Below are 20,444 nucleotides of genomic sequence, written 5' to 3' on the forward strand. Positions count from 1 at the left end.
ATTTTTATAAGAAAAGTACACCTTTGACCTCATTTTTTTAAAATAAAGAAGCCTATCATTTCATCTATTTGAAACGATAGGCTGCTTTTTATAAAACACTTTACTTTCTCGCCTTAATAATAAAAGTAATTGGCACCATTCTAGCTTTATATAAAGAATAGTATTTCGTAGACATAGACAGGTCAGCTAGTTCTTCATCAAATGAGCTCGATGGTCCAGGCTCTTCTATTAATAAAAAGATGATTATGCCTTTTACAACCAAACAAATAGCACCCACCTATAAAATCCGTTTCAAATTCTAACCCTGGAACATATCCAGATTTGATACGTTCTACCATTGTTTTATAACAATTATTCTCTTCTGTATATTCCTCAATTAACTCTTTCTTATCATTTTCTGTCCAGTTTTCTTCTACTTCTTCATTCTGAACATCTTCTATTTCTGCTTTTTTCGCTTCGATAGATTCCCGTATAACTTCATTTATACGGGAGAAATTATTCGTTTTATATAGAGCATACACAAATCTACTAATCCAATTAGGACTTTTCCAGCATTCTTTATATCCCTTTTCGAACCATTCAATTGCTTCTTTATAGCAATTCAACTCAACATATAAATCTGCTACATTAATTTCCCCTAAAAAATTATCAGATTCCCTGTTAAAAGTATCTAACTTCTCTTTTGCTTCTGTCGTTCGTTCTAAATCAATTAAACATTTTACATAGCTATACATGATATAGTCCGAATCCCCTGCAACTCGCAAGAAAAAGTCTGAAGCTTTTTCCAGCTCTCCAAGGTTATAATGCGCTACAGCTACATTATGATATGCTTCATCTGATGGTTGAATCGAAATAGACTTTTGTAATGCTTCTTTCGCTTCTGTCCATTTTTCTTGTTTCATGTAAATGTCCCCTAAGATGTTATAAGGAAAGTATGAAGAAGGATTAAACTTAACAACTTCTCTTATTAATTCAAGAGCTTTATCATCATTCTCTTTCTCATAAAAGTACATCCAAGCCAGATTATTGAGAGATTGTACGTCTCTAGATTCATGTACTGCTTGTTGAAACAGTTCCATTGCTTCCTCATATTTATTTTGTTCAAACATTTCAATTGCCTTCTCATTAATGTTCAAATAACTACCTCCGAAGTAAATGAATTCATCTATTCCCTATCATTATTGTAAAATGTAAAAATTATAATTTCTATAAAAAAATTTCTTTCTCTCGTCTACATTTCGATTGAAATAGAAGCTAAAACACAAGAATTTACAACAATCAGTAAATTCTTCAATCTCCCTTAAATTGGATATACACCCTGTTTTAATTTACATATTATGGTACAATTAAGGGGGGGTACTAACTAAACATTTACGCTCCACACTAGTAATCTAGCAATACCAAAATCAAAAATCACATAGAATCGGAGGGGATGTTATGAAACAGAAATTACTTGTTCTTCTATTCACTGGAATCATATTATCAGGATGTTCAACTATAGCAGAGAATTCTTTAGAAAGCGGGAAAGGCAGTATGGAATTATTAACACCAACGATTACAGCAAAAGATAATGAATTAGAAATTAAAACTAAAGGCATTGATGAAAATAAAGTAACTTTTATTTATGTTGCTAATAAAAAAGTGTTGGAACAAAAACTAAAAAATGGTGAATCCTACAAACTTAACATTAAAGATATCGAACACGCTCATAGGACGGACTACAAACCAAAAGTTCAACTTTTACAAACGAAAGACGATGATGATGATGGAGAAATAGTAACCTTCAAACAAGTTAGATATACAGTTAAAAACTGATTTTAAAGTTGTTTCATTATAAATGTAACAAAAGAAAATATACTTTTAACAGTAGATAAATGTAGGGGGTGCTAACATGAAAAAACGATGGATTTCTTGGTGGATTGGTAACCTATTTTGGATTATCGTTTTTGGAATATGGGCCGCTATTATTTGGTTACGAGAGGTTGATGGTGCTGGTGTTATTCAAACACCTGAAATTAAATCAATATCACTTATCGTTTTATTAATCACGTTTATCATACCGGTATTTTTTCAAATTATATGGCTAATCATTAATTTGAGAATGAGTAAAAAACATAATTATACGATTTAGTTTTTTTGAATTAACAGATGAATATTTTTCATAAAAAAAGAGAGGAATCTACATCAAAATAGATTCCTCCCTTTTACATTTAGACTTATACTGCGCTTTTAATGCATCACTATTCCTCTTTTTTACGATGCATGTTCATCTTTCTTCTTCATTAACGCTCTTTTCTTCATCGCCTTCGTTAAATATCCACCCTTAAACGAGCGAATTTCATACGAAGACATAAACGCTTTCGGTGCAATTTCATTAATGATTTCTAAAAGCTCTTTCTCTCTAGAACGCTTTGCGACGATATCTAAGCGATAACGTATAGAATTAATACCTTCCGCCTTCAAATACTGTAACGCCAAATCCAGAGTGACGTAACTCATCTACTAATTCATTACAACGGTCTAGTAAACTAACTTGATACGTAATATAACCAATTGCTAATTTATTCTCTATATAACCGCCTAATAACAGTCCCGCACTAAAGCCAATGACATAGGCAACGATGTTCATCCAATTTGATAAATCTTGAAACACAATACCTAAACTGACAATGTAAATAGCTCCTTCTAACAATCCAACACCAGCAGCGAATCTTGTTTGATTCTTTACAAGCAAAATCGTACGGATTGTTAATATTGGAACGTAAATAATTTGAAGCACAAAAATAAGTAGCGCTTGTAACATTGGTATCCACCTCTTTCAAAAAGTCTTTTGTCATAATAACATACATAACCTTTAGAAATCGATGGGTTTTTTAAAATTTTTTTATTATTTTTCATACTATTGAAAAATGCAAAAAAGAAGCGTATTATATTTGTCGTTAATTTGATTACTTGTATCATATCGCTAAACTAAAAAAGGAACCTGATTAGGTCCCTTTCATCATAGCTCTATGTTTTTCGAAGCATGTTCTCTTTGCTTCTCTTCTTCTTTCACTAACTGCATATTTGCATACGCTAAATTTGCAATCATTAAAAAGTGACCACCTAAAATACCTGTACCGAATGCCCACATTTCCATTTCATGCTCAATTTCATACATGATGATAGCTCCTAAAATAGCAGCTGCAAATCGGTTTAAAACTCCTAATCCAGGAGCCTTTTCCTTCATTACGATACTTTTTCCGAGCTTCTCCACTCTGCGAGCTAATAACCAAAGACAATAAGCACTTACTGCTAATCCAATACCGAACCCTGTCACTTGTTTTCCAAACGGAGTAATCGTCCACATAAGTAGTAAACCACTAAAGATCACATACAATTGTAATCGATATACACGTAAGGCTTCTTGAATCAAAATATCCGCTCCTAAGTTCTCATTTTTTGTACTTTAGAAGAAAAGCAGCAACTTACACAGTTGCTGCTTTCTCTTCTTCTTGTTCTTGTTCCATCTTACGAATTTCAACACGTTTAATTTGGTAAGCGTCTTTTTCTAACACTTTAAATTCATAACCTTCTGCCTCAACGTGTTGTCCTTCTTCGATTTCATGATTTTGCATCATAATCCATCCACCGATTGTATCCACATCATCTTCTTCGATGTGTAATCCAAATAAATCTTTCACTTCTGAGATAAGCACTTTTCCATCAACAATAATATGTTGCTCGTTCACATGTTGAATTGGTGGTGCTTCATCTTCATCATATTCGTCACGAATTTCGCCGACGATTTCCTCCAAGATATCTTCAAGCGTTACAATTCCAGCTGTTCCTCCGTACTCATCATATAAAACAGCCATCGGAATTCGCTTCTTCTGCATTTGAAGTAATAAATCGTGAATTGGAGTCGTTTCCATCACTTCAATAATCGGACGCATATACGAGCGAATAGATGATAAATCTTTTTGATCCTCGGTCATATATCGAATAAAGAAATCTTTTACGTTGACCATACCGATAATATCATCTTTATCTTCTCCAAAAATCGGATAACGTGTATATCGCTCATTTTGGATTACTTTCATGTGTTCTTCTACTGAATCTTCCAGGTAGAAACCAACGATTTCTGTTCGCGGTACCATAATCTCTTTTGCAATACGATTATCAAATTCAAAAATGTTATTTACATACTTGTATTCAGCTTGATTAATTTCGCCACTTTCATAGCTATCTGAAAGGATAAGACGTAATTCTTCTTCTGTATGAGCTACTTCATGTTCTGAAGCTGGCTTTAAACCAAATAAACCAGTTATCACACGAGCTGAACCGTTCAATACCCAAATAAACGGATACATGATTTTATAGAACATCATTAATGGACCTGCCAATAATAACGTTACCCTTTCAGCCTTTTGAATTGCCATCGTTTTTGGAGCTAATTCTCCTACTACAACGTGTAAATACGTCATAATCATAAAAGCAAGACCAAATGTTAATACTGATGAAATAGAAGGATTTAAGTTCCATTTCTCAAATAACGGGTGTAATAACTTTTCAATTGTCGGTTCACCTAACCAACCTAATCCCATAGCCGTAACTGTAATACCTAATTGACAAGCAGATAAATATTCATCTAAATTTGTTGTTACCTTTTTCGCTGCTAAAGCACCGCGTTTTCCTTCCGCAACAAGCTGATCGATACGGCTTGAACGTATCTTTACAATCGCAAACTCTGCTGCTACGAAAAATCCAGTAAATGCGATTAAAATCGCAACCATGACTAAATTAAATATTTCCAATGAATCCCCTTAGTTAAAAAACTAAGGTGTCCACCTCCTGTATACTATAATGTTTTCTTATTTGTTTGTTAGAAAACATAGCCCGATACAAAAATTAAAGAGGTCGGATTTCACTTATTCTATAATAATAGAGCAAGTGTCTGTATTAAAGCTGTCGTTTGACCTGATAAAGATTTCGATATTTTTTCACGTTGTGAATCAGTCAATTCATCTAAAAGCGGTTTTAACTCAGTAAGCTCCACTTCTAATCGATGAATATGGTCTGTCACTTCATTCACTTGTTTCGAAACGTGTTCATTGATACCGAGCAGCTTCTTCTTCTCCTCGATTTTCTCTTTAATCTCACAAAGCGGCATATGCATTTCTTTGCACTTCTCAATAAATTGTAATGTCTCAAATGCTGTTTCGTCGTAATAGCGATAATTAGATTGAGATCGCTCCGCTTTTAAGATACCTAGATTCGTATAATAATCAATCGTTCGTTTCGACACGTGAGCCATGAGAGCCAACTGTCCGATTCGATACACCTTCCCAACGATCTTCCCCCCTTGTTTATATTACTTACATCATACAATACATAAACTGTACAGTCAAACGTGACGGTTTATTATTCACAATTTATACACAACTTCATATATTTTCTTAAACTTATAGAATATGGTTTTACTTATATAATTAAATTATTAAATTTCATTAATTACGTGCTAGCCAAATATATTTATGAAATCACCTGTTCTTTTCAATTTTTCTTATTTTAGAACATATCGTTCTATTTCTAAAAAATTAACTCAGTACAATAAACTGAAAATTAAGTTATAATATCATTATAAAATTATGAAGGAGGAATGCACTCATGTACTACAACACTTCATTCGAAAACGATCAACCTGTAGGCCGTCTATAAACTAAGACGGGCTTATAACACATACACTATGCCTCGTCTTAGGGAACTCATATTACCCTAAAAATAGACGGAGGTACTTCAAATGAAACAAACAATTTTAGGAGCTATATGCTTATCACTAGCAGCAAGTATATGGGGCGGTATGTATGTTGTTAGCAAATACGTACTCGATTTCATTCCACCACTAACACTCGTTTGGCTACGCTTTATTATCGCTTTTGTTGTTTTATATGGCATTTTGAAACTAGCTGAGAAAAAGCAAAAGAAAAAAGTAACCATTCGCAAAAAAGATTGGCTCCTATTCGCTTGGATTGGATTTATCGGCTATTTCATTTCGATCACATGCCAATTTATCGGAACAAAATTATCCGACGCTCATACAGGCTCGTTAGTTACATCAGCTACACCTGCATTTATGGTTATATTTGCAGCGCTCATTTTGAAAGAAAAACTAACTGCTCGTAGACTTTTATCTACTATAATAGCGACAATCGGTGTCATTATCGTAATCGGATGGGATATTGAAATTGGCTCCTATTTTATCGGAACAATCATTTTAGTTGGAGCCGCTATTACGTGGGCTTTACTATCTATTTATGTAAAAATCGCTTCAATCCAATTTTCATCCTTAGTTATTACAACGTACGCAATTTTCTTTTCACTCTTTTTTATTACACCTTTTATGATATGGGAGCTACAAGCGGCCTCTATCGGAACAGTAAATACGTACGTAATATTAGGCGTATTATACTTAGGAATCGTCTCAACAGCAGGTGCCTTTTTCCTTTGGAATAAAGGATTAGAATTACTGGATGCAAGCATAGGTTCCTTATTTTTCTTCTTCCAACCTATCGTTGGATCGTTACTTGGTTGGCTCTTATTAAATGAAACATTAAATAGTAACTTTTTTATTGGTGGTATTCTTATTATATGTAGCGTTTTAATTACTACTTTTGAAAAGAAATAAAAAGCAGGCAGAGATTCTTAGTCTCTGCCTGTTCGCATTATTGGATCTTGGTCGTGAAAACCAATACAAATCGGTATATTATTTTGCACTTCACTACGTACACTTATAAAACTACACAGCGTTTTAGCAATTAAATATAAAGTGATACCAATTGCTTTTTCACTTGTGTCAAAGCCATTTTCATTATACATATCCGCTAATTCTACAGACTCCGGTCCCTCAACATCATATGTCCATTCAGAAGCCCAATCATCATCCTCTTCTTCAAGCGGAGCATACTCCTCACAAATATAAAACTGACTAGTCCACTCGTTATCAAGGTCATACTCAAAATAAATCGCTTTTGCTTCTTCATTAGTAGCCATTTCTACAGCTGCATCCAAACCTACTCGAATACTTACCTTATATGACTCTACATCAATTACTTTAATTCGTTCTGCATATTCTGTAGACGCCAACATGCAACAAATATCATAATACTTCGCTTCTATTTGCTCTACTGCTAACGAAAAGACATCCTCTTGCATCTCTTCTAAATACTGAAATATATCCACACTAAATACTCCTCACTCTTTACGCACTCCAATGCGATGGACGAGACAATAATTTCGGTAATTTCGTATGTTTGTCCCCTCTAGCAGCATTAACTTGAACTTGCGTCAGAAAAATACTATTAGTAAAATCAGCCCCGCGAATATCTGCATCTCGCAAATCTGCTCCGATGAGATCTGCTCCTCTTAAATCTGCACCATTTAAGTTAGCCGCAATTAAGTAAGCTCCTCTTAAATTTGCACCTTGTAAATTTTTCTTTTTCAGATTCGCTCCCATAAGGTCTGCTCCGCGGTGAATGATTCGTTTCTTACGCGCAGTATTCATTTCCTTCCATACTAATTCGCTCGTTTCTAAAAGAAGAATGTTCACCTCTGCCCTATGCATTGGAACATTTATTTTCATTAACTCATCTGGATTTAAATTCGAAAGTCGCTCTGTCTCCTCAATTGCGGTCTCCAGCTCTTTATGAATTGGCTGTGTTGCCTTTAAAAGAATCGCTTCATTCAAATACCAAAGCATTTCATGAAGTTGATGCATAACCGGAAAAGTATCGTACATTTTTCTTGCATGCTTTGCATCTTTCCTCCAATCAATCCCTTTAAACGTACCCTGAGAAATCTTCTGCCCAGCACCGAAACACTCAAATACTGTACAACCTTTATAACCTTTTCCTCTAAGATTTTTATGTATACTACATTTAAAATCTGATTGTAAGTTGGAACATGGTTTACCACCATCTTTATTCACTGCAAAATCTACCGATGCTGCAAACGGTAATGCAACGCAACACAGACCGAAGCATTTTTCGCAGTTTGCTTTTAAATGATCGTTATGATTAGTCAAAATCTATACCCCCTGTTGTCTTTTGACTATTTTATAATATTCCAACTGTAATAAATAATCAATTTTAAAATAAACCAGCATCTTTCGTTTCAATTCATAACTTTATCATTCGATTTCCTTTCAATTGAAAAGGACTATTTCTATTTAATGAATTATAATTAAATTATAAATTTTCTAACTAAAAAGGAGACTTATTATGGCACTAGAAATGAAAACAAACTGTCAAATTTGCGATCAATCGCTCGAACAAGATTCTGAAGCATACATTTGTGTATATGAATGTACATTTTGCGCACCATGTACAGAAGAAAGACATAACGTTTGTCCAAACTGCGGCGGCGAATTAGTACGTAGGCCAAAAAAGAAACAATAAAAAGCAAAGCGATATCGCTTTGCTTTTGTTTAGGCATCTGAAATTATATATTTAAAAACTTCACACAAACAGGCTCTGGCACAACAACATCAGATTGTAAAAGTGTTAACTTACCTGTAGATTCACCTCTTGAAAATAACACAAGATTATGTGACTTTTCATTTGTAGCAACAAGGAACTTTTCAGTAGGATCTAATACAAAGTCTCTTGGCCAATTTCCTTCTGTAGATGTGTGTTCAACAAATGTAAGCTGACCTGAATTTTGATCTACGCTATAAACAGCGATACTATTATGACCACGATTACCTGCATATACAAAACGGCCGTCAGAAGAAATATGAATCGCACTTCCTTGATTATTTTCATCAAACTCTTCTGGAACAGTAGAAATATACTGTAATTCTGTAAAGGATCCTTCTGCAGGATTATATGTTAACACAATAACCTCTGAACTAAGCTCCGTCATCACATACGCATACTTTCCATTCGGATGAAAAGTAATATGTCTTGGACCACTTCCTGGATTTACAGATAAACGATTCACTTCTGTTAATGTACTATCTTTTACTTCATACGTAATTATTTTATCTATCCCTAAATCAACGCCCACTACATATTTTTCATCAGGAGTGTACCCCGCGTAATGTGCATGTGGTTTTTCTTGTCTTTCTTTATTCGGACCTGAACCTTCATGTGCCATAATAGATGAAGCAGGATTTACAGTTCCATTTTCTTCATTTATTTCAAAAGACTCAATCGTTCCTTTATGGTAATTCGCTGTAACTACTGTATGATTTCCACTATCAACACTAATATGACAAGGAGAAGCACCTTCTACTACTTGTCTATTTTTCGCTTTTAGTTCTCCAGTATGACTATCAATGGAATACGCAGCTACACCGCCAGATTCGCCTTCCTTAACAACGGAATAGAGATATTCATTATTTCGGTTAATCGTTACATATGTAGGGTTATCCAGCTTAGCGGCAAGTGTTACATTACTAATTTTTTTTGCTTCTACATCTAGCGTAAATTTATATATTCCTTCGCTATTTTCTTTCGTGTAAGTTCCAACATATCCAATAAACTCTTTGTTATCCTTCATTTTCATAACCCTCTCTCCCTATATTTTTCGTTCATCATGCTTATTAAAATATTTTATGTTGAAAGAATATCCTAAAAAATCGGAGTACCTCTTTATACGTTACCATATTTTCTTGGTAAATAGCTTTTAAACCCACTTTTTTTGATACGCTGCTATACTTTCATATTCTTCTTCCAATTGACGGGACAGACGGATATAGATTGGCGTTAAATCTTTATATTTTTCCACACTTTCCATGTTTGGCTCATGATGGAAATCTGCACCTACCATTTCAGAAACTACAGATAATGTATCTATTTCACCTAAACTATATAAACCGAGGATTGCAGCTCCTAAGCAAGAGCTTTCGAAACTTTCCGGAACATATACGTCTTGATGGAAGATGTCCGCCATCATCTGTCTCCAAAGCTCCGACCTTGCAAAGCCGCCTGTCGCTTGAATTTTTTTCGGTTCGCCAATTAACTCTTTTAAAGCGAGAAGAACCGTATATAAATTATAAATTACTCCTTCTAAAACAGCACGGATAAGATGTTCTTTCTTATGATGCAATCCGAGTCCAAAGAAAGATCCTCGTGCATTTGCATTCCATAAAGGAGCTCTTTCCCCTGCTAAATACGGGTGAAACAATAAACCGTCAGATCCAGGATTCACTTTTGCTGCTATTTCAGTAAGTACTTCATATGGATCTTTCCCTAAACGCTTCGCAAGTTCAATCTCTGAAGTACCCAATTGGTCACGAGCCCATCTGAAAATCATACCGCCGTTATTCACTGGTCCACCGATTACCCAATGGTCTTCAGTTAACGCATAACAAAAAATTCTACCTTTTGGATCTGTTACAGGACGATTTGTTACAGCACGTATCGCACCGCTTGTACCAATTGTAACAGCCACAACGCCAGGATCTATTGCATTTACACCTAAATTAGATAGTACTCCATCACTCGCTCCTACTACAAAAGGCGTAGAAACAAGTACATTCATCTCTTTGGCAAGCTCTTCATCTAATCCTGTTAAACTGTGCGTTGTTGGAACAAGTTTAGAAAGCTTTTCATCTGTAATTCCCGCAACATGTAAAGCCTCTTCATCCCATTTTAAAGATTTCAAATTAAACATCCCTGTTGCTGACGCTATAGAATAATCAATTACATACTCTTTATATAACTTGTAAAAAACATATTCTTTAATAGAAATGAATTTATAACTTTTTGCGAATAACTCTGCCTGCTCATTCTGTAACCAAACTAATTTCGAAAGTGGTGACATCGGATGAATTGGTGTCCCAGTACGAAGGTAAATTTCATGACCATTCATATCATTCTTTATTTTCTCCCCCCAGCTTGCACTTCTATTATCTGCCCAAGTGATACATCTCGTTAACGGCTCTCCCTTTTCATCTACGGCAATGATACTATGCATTGCCGAACTAAAAGAGACACAAAGAATATCACTTGGCTGTACACTACTTAATCGTACAGTTTCTTTAATCGTATTTATTACTGCACGAAAAATTTCTTCTGGGTCTTGTTCCGCTGTTTCAGGCGTAGGAGAATATAAAGGATATTCAATTCCATGACTAGCAATAACAGATCCATCAGTAGAAAATAGAACTGATTTTGTACTAGTTGTCCCAATGTCTACACCAATCATATATTTTGAGCTCACCATTTCTTCCTCCTAACAAAAAATTGTTACAGTATCCCACCATAAAAATACATTCCTTTTATCTATTGATAACGTTGTATGCCACAATTATCTAAATAGAAACATCTTTATCTTAAACAAACATATCGAGTAGTAAAACTCCTCCAAAAGCGATAAATGAAAGTAACGTTTCTAATACTGTCCATGTTTTAAATGTTTCTTTCACTGTTAAACCTAGGTATTCTTTTACCATCCAAAAACCAGCATCGTTTACGTGTGAAAACATTAATGCTCCTGCACCTGTTGCAATAACGAGTAACTCTAAGTTCACACCTGTTGTATTTTCAACGATTGGCGAAACGATACCCGCTGCTGTTGTTAAAGCGACTGTCGCTGACCCTGTTGCAATTCGAATTAATCCTGCTACTATAAATGCTAATACAATTGGGGATAGAGCTAAATGCTCAGACATTTGAGCAATAGCATTGCCTACACCACTATCGATAAGAATTTGCTTAAATCCCCCGCCGGCACCAATAATCGCAACAATTGAACCGATTGGTAATAAGCTATCTTCTGTTACCTTCTTAATAGCCTTTTTATCGATACCTTGGCGAAATCCAAGAAAATAAAACGCTGCAAAACATGCAATCAATAGTGCAATGATAGGACTACCGATTAATGTGACAGTCTTCATCAAAGTAGTAGAAAGAGGCACATAAGGAGCTGCTGCAGCTAAAACCATTAACATAACAGGTAACAATATAACTAAAAATGAAACTCCTATTCCTGGTAATTTCGTTGATTTTGTATTTACACGAATCAATTCTGGCTCATTTTCAGGAATTACACGTTTGTGAATCCATTTCGCAAATATAGGACCTGCAATAATCGCTGCAAAAAATGTAATAATGAGTGAATACATTAGTACCTTCCCAAGATTCGCTTTATAAATACCAATTGCTACAATTGCCCCTGGATGCGGAGGAACAAGGCCGTGTACGACAGATAGCCCAGCAATTGCTGGTAATGCTATCAATAAAATATTTTGTTTCGTTGTTTTATGAATTGAAATTACTAACGGTAGTAATATTAAAATACCTACTTCAAAAAACACCGGGATTCCAATAATAAAACCTGCAATTAACATAGCCCATGGTAAGTTTTTTATCCCAAAGGATTTTATAAAGAACTCTGCCACCTGCATTCCAGCACCTGACTCTGCCATCATTTTCCCTAAAATTGTACCTAACCTACTAAATGCCCGAGAACACTTCCAACTCCCGTTTCATAAGCACTCACTATTTTATCCATTGGCATTCCAGACATAATTGCTAAAAACAAACTTGCAACCGTTAAACTAATAAACGCATGCCATCTCCACCACGATACCCCTAAAATAACAATTACAATTGATAATAATGTAATAATTAAAAGGTACATATTCATACTCAATCCCCCTTTATGTAAACCCTTTCATAATTACTATATAATGAAAAGAACCTATATAGTTCTTACTTGAGTAAAAGATACCTTTACATATTGCTATACGTTTAAAAGCATCTTCACATCATAATGATTTATATAAAAAGAATCTCCCTTATTAGAGATACACTATAACTCATCTCTCTAATAAGGGGATTTCTCTTTCATAATTATAATGTTATTGTGATAAACGCTTCGCGCGATCAATTTTTCCTTTTTTAAAAGTGAATGACACTTTCATCTCTGCTTTTTTCACGTAGTAAGACTACAAACTCAGGATCCAGTTTAAACGATGAAGTTACTTAGGATTTGTCCTCTCATGAAAAGCAATTTTCGGCAAGCACCTTCACTTTCATGCATTATAATTTAGGAGCTTTCGCCCAATCCGCAGCAAATTTCTCAATACCTTGGTCTGTTAATGGGTGCATAGCAAGTTGCTCGATTACTTTATAAGGGATTGTTGCAATGTGAGCACCTGCCATCGCTACACGAGTTACATGATCTGGATGTCTGACAGAAGCCGCAATAATTTGTGTATCTAATTGATGAACATCGAATAATTCAGCAATTTTAGCAACTAATAGTACACCATCTTCAGAAATATCATCTAAACGTCCTAAAAATGGAGAAACGTACGTTGCACCTGCTCGAGCAGCTAAAAGTGCTTGGTTCACAGTGAAAATAAGTGTAACGTTCGTTTTCACACCTTTTTCAGTAAGATAGCGACAAGCTTCTAATCCTGCTAGCGTCATTGGAAGTTTTATCGTGACGTTTTTATCGCCACCGTTAATTTTAATTAATTCTTCTGCTTGAGCAATCATTTCTTCAGCTGTAACAGCATCTGGCGTTACTTCTGCCGAAACAGACTCAACTTTAGGTACTGCCTGACAAATTTCTGCGATACGGTCTTCAAACTTAACGCCCTCTTTTGCTACTAAAGAAGGATTCGTTGTAACACCAGCTAAAACTCCAAGTTTATATGCTTTTTTTATGTCCTCAAGATTTGCAGTATCAATAAAAAATTTCATGATCAATTCCCTCCAGTTTTTAAACGTTGATGAGTTACATGTTTAATATGCTTATCCCCTAAAAGCCCGATTGATGTGGAATAAAGCCCCTACTTATTAAAGTTTCACTTTATTTCTTTTCTACTGCATGTCCGCCAAATTCATTGCGCAGAGCTGCTACAACTTTTCCTGTAAATGTATCATTGTCTAATGAGCGGTAGCGCATTAATAGAGACATTGCGATAACAGGCGTTGCTGTTTGAAGGTCTAATGCTGTTTCTACTGTCCATTTTCCTTCACCAGAAGAATGCATAACACCCTTAATTTCATCCAGTTTTGCATCTTTAGAAAATGCATTTTCTGTTAATTCCATTAACCAAGAACGAATGACTGAACCGTTGTTCCATACTCTTGATACTTTTTCATAATCGTAGTCAAATTCACTTTTCTCTAGAATCTCAAATCCTTCACCAATAGCAGCCATCATACCGTATTCAATTCCGTTATGAACCATTTTTAAGAAGTGACCACTACCAGCTTTTCCAGCATATAAGAATCCATTTTCTACAGAAGTATCGCGGAAGATAGGTTCAACGATGTCCCAAGCTTCTTGATCTCCTCCAATCATGTAACAAGCACCATTACGAGCGCCTTCCATTCCGCCAGAAGTTCCTGCATCCATAAAGTGAATGCCATCTTTCTTTAATTGTTCATATCGGCGGATAGACTCTTTATAATGTGAATTACCAGCTTCAATTAGAATATCTCCTTTTGATAAAAGTGGTGTAACCTCATCAATAACAGAATCAACAACAGCGTGTGGTACCATTACCCAAAGAATTCTTGGTGTTTGTAATGACTGAACAAGTTCACTTAAACTAGATGTACCTGTAGCCCCGTACTCTTTCATTTCTTCCACTGCACTTGCATTTAAATCAAATGCTGCTACTTCATGTTTATGATCCATTAAATTTTTCCCTAAATTTAATCCCATTTTACCTAACCCAATTAATCCTACTTGCATAATATAATTCCTCCTCAAATTATCTTTTATTAAAAATTCATATCACTACAATCTGGAATACCTTTCAGCACTGAAATGTTAGTATGTACAGAAAGGTATTCACAGTCATAGCTTAAGAATTCAACACATTTTTTGTAATTTGAACAACATTTTCTGTCGTAAATCCAAATAGATTCATGACTTCAGTTCCAGTTCCTGAAGCTCCAAATGTTTCAATTGATAGTACTTTTCCTTCTTGTCCTACATAACGTTCCCACCCGAGAGATACACCCATCTCAAGAGATACTCGTTTCGTTATAGAAGACGGAAGAACGGATTCTTTATATTCGTTCGATTGGCGATCGAATAACTCCCAGCTCGGCATTGCAACGATGCGAACAGAAACTTGATCTTCTTCTAATTTTGCTTTCGCACTAGTAGCTAAGGATACTTCAGAACCTGTCGCAATTAAAATTACATCCGGATTTTCATTCGTTTGTGTTAATACGTAAGCTCCTTTAGAGAGATTCTCTATGTTCGCTTTCGTTTCATTAAACACCGGTAAATTTTGACGGCTCAGTACTAAAACGACTGGACCATCCGTTTGCTGTAAAGCATACGCCCAAGCACTTGCTGTTTCATTTGCATCTGACGGACGGATAACTGTTAGACCAGGAATTGCTCGCAGCGCTGCCAATTGTTCAATTGGTTCATGCGTTGGACCATCTTCTCCTACAGCAATCGAATCATGTGTAAATACGTAAGTAACAGGTAAATTTTGCAGTGCAGCCAGTCGAATCGATGGACGAAGGTAATCATTAAATACAAAGAATGTACTTACGAAAGGTTTTACTCCTCCATGGAGAGCCAGTCCATTTGCTGCCGCGCCCATTGCATGTTCACGTACACCGAAGTATATATTTCGTCCAGCATACGATTCTACCGCGTACACAGCTTCACCTTTTATATCTGTCATAGTGGAATGAGAAAGATCTGCACTTCCACCGAAAATAGAAGGAATCGATTTCACATAATGATTAATAGCTTCCCCACTTGCAACACGAGTGGAAATCGTTTTTTCAATATCAAAGGATAGAATGTCTTTCGCTTCAATTAAAACATCACCTGTAATCGCTTTTTCTAATTCATCTGCTAGTGCAGGGTTCGACTCTCTGTATGAATTGAACTGCTCATTCCAGTCATTTTCTTTTTCAATACCTTTTTGTTTCAGTTCATTAAAATGAGCTTTTACTTCTTCAGGTACAAAGAAATCTTCCTCATAACCCCAACCATACACTTGTTTTGTCGCTGTTGCCTCTTCTACTCCAAGCGGATTACCATGTGCTTTGTTCGTTCCAGCAACTTTTGGACTTCCATAACCTATAATGGTTCTAATTTCTATAAGAGTAGGTTGATCCGTATTTTCTTTCGCTGATTGAATAGCTTTTGTAATAGCATCGACATCGTTTCCATCTTCAACTCTTACATATTGCCAATGTACAGATTCTGCCCTTTTCTCAATATCTTCAGAGAAAGCAATGCCTAATTCACCATCAAGTGAAATTTCATTTGAATCATACAGTACAATTAACTTGCCAAGTTTCATATGTCCTGCCATTGACATCGCTTCATAAGCGACACCCTCCATTAAGTCACCATCTCCGACTAAAGCATACGTATTGTGATCTATAATAGAGTGACCATCCTTATTGAACTTCGCTGCTAAATGAGCTTCTGCCATTGCCATTCCGACAGCATTAGCAATCCCTTGTCCTAACGGGCCTGTCGTCGCTTCAACTCCAGGAGTATGACCAAACTCAGGATGTCCTGGTGTTTTACTATTTAACTTTCTGAAGTTTTTCAAGTCATCAATTGAAACGTCATATCCAGCTAAATGAAGTAGGCTATATAACAGACTAGATCCATGTCCCGCCGATAAAACGAAACGATCACGGTTAAACCATTCTGGGTGATTAGAATTGTAATTTAAATGATTCGCCCATAATGCATAAGCCATTGGTGCTGCTCCCATCGGAAGACCTGGATGACCTGAGTTTGCCGCATTAATAGCATCAATTGATAATGTACGAATTGTATTCACTGCTAATTGATTTATGTTTTGTGTCATAGTAATCGTCCCCCTACATGCTTTCATGAAAGAAAGTACTTATTTTTCCGTCTCTTGATCTAACCACCATTTAAATCCACTTTCTTGCAATAATTCATTAGACGCATCTGGACCATATGAACCAGACTCATATTCATGAAGTGGTAATAAGTTCTCCTCGAATGCTTCAAGAATTGGTTGTACCCATTCCCATGACAATTCAACTTCTCTCCAATGTGCAAAGAATGTAGCGTCTCCACTCACCGCATCATGAATGAGTCTTTCATACGCTTCAGGTACTCCCGCATCCGCTTGCTCACAAGTAAAGTTAATACGCATCGGTTCAATTTCTCCATTTTTCAATGGATTTTTACTATTTAACTGTAATGAAACGTTCTCACCTGGACTAATTTCAATTATTAATAAGTTAGGTGCTGCATTTGGATTACTATCTTGATATTGCTGTTTTAACGTATTTTTAAATTCGATTACAATACGAGTAGACTTTTCTTTCATTCGTTTACCTGTTCGTATATAAAATGGAACGCCAGTCCAAAATGGATTATCGATCCACAGGCGAGCAGCAACAAATGTGTCTATGTTAGAAGAAGGATTTACTCCTGGCTCCTCTTTATACGCTACAACTTGTCCGCCTTTTATTTCTCCTGAAACGTATTGACCGCGAACGATATGGTTTTGAACGTCTTCTTTTTTCACTTTACGAAGCGTCTCCATTACCTTTCGCTTTTCCTCTCGAATTTCACATGCATTAACCTTTTCCGGCAGATTCATAGCAGTCATCATTAATATTTGTAACATATGATTTTGAACCATATCTCGAATGGCTCCTGCCTGGTCATAATATCCTGCCCTTTCTTCAACCCCAACTGTTTCACTAGCTGTGATTTGTACATTCGCTATATGTTCTTTATTCCAAATCGACTGGAGAACAGGATTTGCAAATTCTAGCGCTTCAAGGTTTTGAATCATCGGTTTACCTAAATAATGATCAATACGGTATATCTCGTCTTCTTCAAACGTGCGACTAAGCTTATCATTCAGCTCACGAGCAGATGCAAGGTCGTGCCCAAACGGTTTCTCAATCATCAGGCGTTTCCATCCATCTGTTTTATCAAGTCCGCTTTCCTTAATATTTAAAGCAATCGTCTCGAAAAATTCAGGAGCAACTGAAAGATAGAACATTCTATTACCTTTTATATGTAGTTCTTCTTCCCTTTCACGAACGACTTGTAATAATCTCTCATAGTCTTCCGGCTTACTCACATCTAATGGACAATAGCGAAAATTATCTAAAAAACCTTCCAGTTCCGGAGTACCTTCTTCCCTCTGACGAGAAAACGTCTCTATTGATTCTTTTATTCTTTCTTGAAAATCTTCGTGAGATACTTGACGTCTTCCAAGCCCGATAACGGATATTTGCTTTGGAAGCTTTTGATCTCTATATAAGTTATATAGCGCGGGGTAAATTTTGCGTTTCGCTAAGTCCCCTGTCGCTCCAAATAAAACAAAGGTCATTGATTCCAAGTTCAGTCCCCCTCTTGTTGTATAATCCTCTTCAATATACTAAAAATGAATTGTACAGAAGCTCATACTCTTATACTTCCTGTTTTTATAAAAAACAAAGAGTTATCTAATTCCAATTCTTTTTATACCTTTCGCTCTCTCATTGTCCCCAATATTAATAGTGGCAATTCAAAGCATTTCTACTACAACCTACTTATTTATAGAATTTAACGAAACATTTTATATCTGATTACTTTTAGTAATTAAGTAATCCTATGTCTAGTATATTAACCACATAAATTATTATCGTCAATAAAAATGTCTTGAATTAAATACTATTTATTTTGTAATACTTTTCTAAGTGTATTCCTAGTTACCATTCATTTTCAAAGATAATGATTGATATAACAAATGTCAGTTTCATCAAAATCTTCAATCATTTTTCCATTAAACTCACGAGCAGACGTTACATGATAACCAAAAGGCTTCTCTATAATAAGACGGTTCAATCCTTTTGTAGCCCACAATCCACTTTCCTTAATATTTAAAGCAATGACATCAAATACTTCTGGTATAACAGATAGGTAAAACATGCGGTTTTCAGGAATGTTTAATTCTGTTTCACGCCTCTTTACAAGACGCAACAAATCTTGATAGTCCTCTATATTCGCTGTATTTAATTGACAATAACGAAATGTGCTAATAAATTCTTCTACTCCTAATTCATCATCAGTAGATTTTCTAGAAAATGTAGCAAGGGATTGTTCTACCTTTGTTTGAAATTCCACATCTGACATTACCCTTCTGCCGATACCGATAATCGAAATAGATTGTGGTATATTTTGATTACTAAATAGCTTATATAAAGCAGGATAAATTTTGCGTTTCGCTAAATCCCCTGTCGCTCCGGATAAAGTGAAACTTTAATCAGTGGGGGTTTTGTTCATCCCCACTGATTATTAGTTGAATCAATCGGGCTTTTACAGGCAGTTGCCCCCACCTAACTTCTATGATATCGCTGAATTTTGAGGTGGGGGTCTTACTGCCTGTTAATGCGGGGTAAAAGAAATGTCATTGAATCCATTTGTTCTCTCCCTTTTAAAACAATTGCTAGAATAGAATATATAAGTTCATTCGCTACTTAGCACAATACTGTCTCTAAAACCTCATACTTTACCAATGTTTCTTCAATACAATTTTCCCAAGAGCACGTTCTGACTCACTTATGTGGTGTGCTTTTTTTACACCTTCTACATGTAAAGGCAACACATGCGTGACAACAGGTTTAATCTTCCCGCTCTCAATTAATTCTGTAATAAGAGAAAGTTCATATCCGTTAGGTTCAGTAAATATATGGTCACTCTCAATATTTTTCTCTCTTGATATCTCGGTTTGCGGAATTTTCATACCTTTCGGACCATAAATAGACGCTAACTTTCCATTTGGTGCAAGTACTTTATAACTATTCTTTAGTACATCCCCACCTAACACATCAAATACAATATTGTAATTATGCAAAAGCAAAGAAAAGTCTTCCATTTTGTAATCGACGACAGTATCAGCGCCTAGATCCTTTACAAATTGCATGTTTTTCGTACTAGTCGTAGTTGCAACATATGCACCGAAACTTTTCGCTAGTTGAATAGCAAACGTACCTATCCCGCCAGATCCAGCATGAATTAAAACCTTATTACCCTTTTGAACATTAGCGAATTTCACTAAACTTTGCCAACTTGTCAAACCTACTAGAGGGATTGATGCCGCTTCCTCAAAAGATAGATTTCTCGGTTTTTTCGCTACATACTTCTCATCTACTGCCACGTACTCTGCATACGTACCATTTCGTTCAATATCTGGACGACTATATACTTCATCCCCCACTTTACATACTGTTACGTTTTTTCCTATAGCAGCAACTACACCTGCAACATCCCATCCTAAAACGAGCGGGAAGTCATAAGAAATTACGTCTTGAAGTAAACCCTCACGTATTTTCCAATCCACAGGATTTACACCAGCTGCATATACTTCAATCAGTACATCGTTGTCTTCCAATAGCGGTGTCTGCATTTCAATCTCTTGTAGTACACTTTTATCTCCATATTGCATAAGTCCTATTGCTTTCATTCTTTTC

At 35.7% G+C, this 20,444-nt stretch carries 17 protein-coding genes and 4 pseudogenes; 4 read left to right on the forward strand and 17 right to left on the reverse strand.

Going from position 1 to position 20,444, the window contains the following annotated elements:
• Positions 1 to 100: 100 nt before the first annotated feature.
• Positions 101 to 229, reverse strand: a pseudogene (locus AC3WVZ_RS14980) (ubiquinone biosynthesis protein UbiE); the annotation flags it as partial.
• Entirely contained in the window at positions 198 to 1,136 is a 939-nt protein-coding gene (locus AC3WVZ_RS14985) for a tetratricopeptide repeat protein (protein ID WP_233935017.1), read from the reverse strand. The pseudogene AC3WVZ_RS14980 and the gene AC3WVZ_RS14985, both read right to left, overlap by 32 nt.
• A gap of 301 nt (positions 1,137 to 1,437) precedes the next feature.
• Here AC3WVZ_RS14985 and AC3WVZ_RS14990 point away from each other — a divergent pair, with 301 nt between their 5' ends.
• On the forward strand, positions 1,438 to 1,815 hold the full coding sequence (locus AC3WVZ_RS14990; protein ID WP_048538061.1) for a hypothetical protein: 378 nt from the start codon (positions 1,438 to 1,440) through the stop codon (positions 1,813 to 1,815).
• A gap of 76 nt (positions 1,816 to 1,891) precedes the next feature.
• Positions 1,892 to 2,131: a DUF3923 family protein gene (locus AC3WVZ_RS14995; protein WP_000747696.1), complete on the forward strand. Its 240-nt coding sequence runs from the start codon at positions 1,892 to 1,894 to the stop codon at positions 2,129 to 2,131.
• A 122-nt stretch (positions 2,132 to 2,253) separates the two neighbouring features.
• On the opposite strand, the pseudogene AC3WVZ_RS15000 reads toward AC3WVZ_RS14995, so the two are convergent.
• From AC3WVZ_RS15000 to AC3WVZ_RS15015, 4 genes and pseudogenes are all read right to left on the reverse strand, one after another.
• A pseudogene (locus AC3WVZ_RS15000) lies at positions 2,254 to 2,803 on the reverse strand (DUF2179 domain-containing protein).
• A gap of 198 nt (positions 2,804 to 3,001) precedes the next feature.
• Positions 3,002 to 3,415, reverse strand: a complete 414-nt coding sequence (locus tag AC3WVZ_RS15005) for an ATP synthase subunit I (RefSeq protein ID WP_000613876.1) — start codon at positions 3,413 to 3,415, stop codon at positions 3,002 to 3,004.
• Positions 3,416 to 3,467: 52 nt separating this feature from the next.
• A complete protein-coding gene (locus AC3WVZ_RS15010; RefSeq protein ID WP_002183782.1) occupies positions 3,468 to 4,796 on the reverse strand; it encodes a hemolysin family protein in 1,329 nt (442 codons plus the stop codon).
• Between the two features lie 119 nt (positions 4,797 to 4,915).
• Positions 4,916 to 5,323, reverse strand: coding sequence for a MerR family transcriptional regulator (locus AC3WVZ_RS15015; RefSeq protein ID WP_000285639.1), 408 nt, complete (start codon positions 5,321 to 5,323; stop codon positions 4,916 to 4,918).
• Between the two features lie 459 nt (positions 5,324 to 5,782).
• Here AC3WVZ_RS15015 and AC3WVZ_RS15020 point away from each other — a divergent pair, with 459 nt between their 5' ends.
• Positions 5,783 to 6,667, forward strand: a complete 885-nt coding sequence (locus AC3WVZ_RS15020) for a DMT family transporter (protein WP_000814733.1) — start codon at positions 5,783 to 5,785, stop codon at positions 6,665 to 6,667.
• Between the two features lie 17 nt (positions 6,668 to 6,684).
• On the opposite strand, the gene AC3WVZ_RS15025 is transcribed toward AC3WVZ_RS15020, so the two are convergent.
• Both AC3WVZ_RS15025 and AC3WVZ_RS15030 read right to left on the reverse strand, forming a co-directional pair.
• Positions 6,685 to 7,221: a hypothetical protein gene (locus AC3WVZ_RS15025; RefSeq protein WP_000350943.1), complete on the reverse strand. Its 537-nt coding sequence runs from the start codon at positions 7,219 to 7,221 to the stop codon at positions 6,685 to 6,687.
• Positions 7,222 to 7,240: 19 nt separating this feature from the next.
• Positions 7,241 to 8,062, reverse strand: a complete 822-nt coding sequence (locus AC3WVZ_RS15030) for a pentapeptide repeat-containing protein (RefSeq protein ID WP_000181434.1) — start codon at positions 8,060 to 8,062, stop codon at positions 7,241 to 7,243.
• A 196-nt stretch (positions 8,063 to 8,258) separates the two neighbouring features.
• Here AC3WVZ_RS15030 and AC3WVZ_RS15035 point away from each other — a divergent pair, with 196 nt between their 5' ends.
• The gene (locus tag AC3WVZ_RS15035) at positions 8,259 to 8,435 is read left to right on the forward strand and encodes a DUF1272 domain-containing protein (RefSeq protein WP_001162789.1); all 177 of its coding nucleotides are present in this window, start codon (positions 8,259 to 8,261) and stop codon (positions 8,433 to 8,435) included.
• A 43-nt stretch (positions 8,436 to 8,478) separates the two neighbouring features.
• Here the strand turns inward: AC3WVZ_RS15035 and AC3WVZ_RS15040 are convergent, their stop codons facing one another.
• The 9 genes and pseudogenes from AC3WVZ_RS15040 to AC3WVZ_RS15080 all read right to left on the reverse strand — a co-directional run bounded on the left by AC3WVZ_RS15040 (position 8,479) and on the right by AC3WVZ_RS15080 (position 20,437).
• Positions 8,479 to 9,546 (reverse strand): lactonase family protein, encoded by a 1,068-nt coding sequence (locus tag AC3WVZ_RS15040; protein ID WP_233935018.1) that lies wholly within the window; start codon positions 9,544 to 9,546, stop codon positions 8,479 to 8,481.
• A gap of 120 nt (positions 9,547 to 9,666) precedes the next feature.
• The gene (gntK, locus tag AC3WVZ_RS15045) at positions 9,667 to 11,208 is read right to left on the reverse strand and encodes a gluconokinase (protein ID WP_000254952.1); all 1,542 of its coding nucleotides are present in this window, start codon (positions 11,206 to 11,208) and stop codon (positions 9,667 to 9,669) included.
• Positions 11,209 to 11,317: 109 nt separating this feature from the next.
• Positions 11,318 to 12,633, reverse strand: a pseudogene (gene gntP / locus AC3WVZ_RS15050) (gluconate permease GntP).
• Between the two features lie 395 nt (positions 12,634 to 13,028).
• Complete coding sequence (gene fsa, locus AC3WVZ_RS15055) at positions 13,029 to 13,697, reverse strand: fructose-6-phosphate aldolase (protein ID WP_000667692.1); 669 nt, start codon at positions 13,695 to 13,697, stop codon at positions 13,029 to 13,031.
• Between the two features lie 109 nt (positions 13,698 to 13,806).
• A complete protein-coding gene (gene gnd / locus AC3WVZ_RS15060; RefSeq protein ID WP_001195914.1) occupies positions 13,807 to 14,700 on the reverse strand; it encodes a phosphogluconate dehydrogenase (NAD(+)-dependent, decarboxylating) in 894 nt (297 codons plus the stop codon).
• A 112-nt stretch (positions 14,701 to 14,812) separates the two neighbouring features.
• Positions 14,813 to 16,807 carry a transketolase gene (gene tkt, locus AC3WVZ_RS15065; RefSeq protein WP_233935020.1) on the reverse strand — a complete coding sequence of 665 codons (1,995 nt, stop codon included), beginning with the start codon at positions 16,805 to 16,807 and terminating at the stop codon, positions 14,813 to 14,815.
• A 39-nt stretch (positions 16,808 to 16,846) separates the two neighbouring features.
• A complete protein-coding gene (gene zwf, locus AC3WVZ_RS15070) occupies positions 16,847 to 18,331 on the reverse strand; it encodes a glucose-6-phosphate dehydrogenase (RefSeq protein ID WP_233935021.1) in 1,485 nt (494 codons plus the stop codon).
• Positions 18,332 to 18,696: 365 nt separating this feature from the next.
• A pseudogene (locus AC3WVZ_RS15075) lies at positions 18,697 to 19,233 on the reverse strand (glucose-6-phosphate dehydrogenase); the annotation flags it as partial.
• A gap of 250 nt (positions 19,234 to 19,483) precedes the next feature.
• On the reverse strand, positions 19,484 to 20,437 hold the full coding sequence (locus AC3WVZ_RS15080; protein ID WP_233935022.1) for an NADP-dependent oxidoreductase: 954 nt from the start codon (positions 20,435 to 20,437) through the stop codon (positions 19,484 to 19,486).
• Positions 20,438 to 20,444 lie beyond the last annotated feature (7 nt).

It is taken from the genome of Bacillus sp. CPT56D-587-MTF (genome assembly GCF_058792335.1).

Coding starts and splice junctions, on each gene's coding strand:
- AC3WVZ_RS14990 (WP_048538061.1), top strand. CDS start 1,438: ATGAAACAGAAATTACTTGTTCTTCTATTCACTGGAATCATATTATCA.
- AC3WVZ_RS14995 (WP_000747696.1), top strand. CDS start 1,892: ATGAAAAAACGATGGATTTCTTGGTGGATTGGTAACCTATTTTGGATT.
- AC3WVZ_RS15020 (WP_000814733.1), top strand. CDS start 5,783: ATGAAACAAACAATTTTAGGAGCTATATGCTTATCACTAGCAGCAAGT.
- AC3WVZ_RS15035 (WP_001162789.1), top strand. CDS start 8,259: ATGGCACTAGAAATGAAAACAAACTGTCAAATTTGCGATCAATCGCTC.
- AC3WVZ_RS15040 (WP_233935018.1), bottom strand. CDS start 9,546: ATGAAAATGAAGGATAACAAAGAGTTTATTGGATATGTTGGAACTTAC.
- gntK (WP_000254952.1), bottom strand. CDS start 11,208: ATGGTGAGCTCAAAATATATGATTGGTGTAGACATTGGGACAACTAGT.
- fsa (WP_000667692.1), bottom strand. CDS start 13,697: ATGAAATTTTTTATTGATACTGCAAATCTTGAGGACATAAAAAAAGCA.
- gnd (WP_001195914.1), bottom strand. CDS start 14,700: ATGCAAGTAGGATTAATTGGGTTAGGTAAAATGGGATTAAATTTAGGG.
- tkt (WP_233935020.1), bottom strand. CDS start 16,807: ATGACACAAAACATAAATCAATTAGCAGTGAATACAATTCGTACATTA.
- AC3WVZ_RS15080 (WP_233935022.1), bottom strand. CDS start 20,437: ATGAAAGCAATAGGACTTATGCAATATGGAGATAAAAGTGTACTACAA.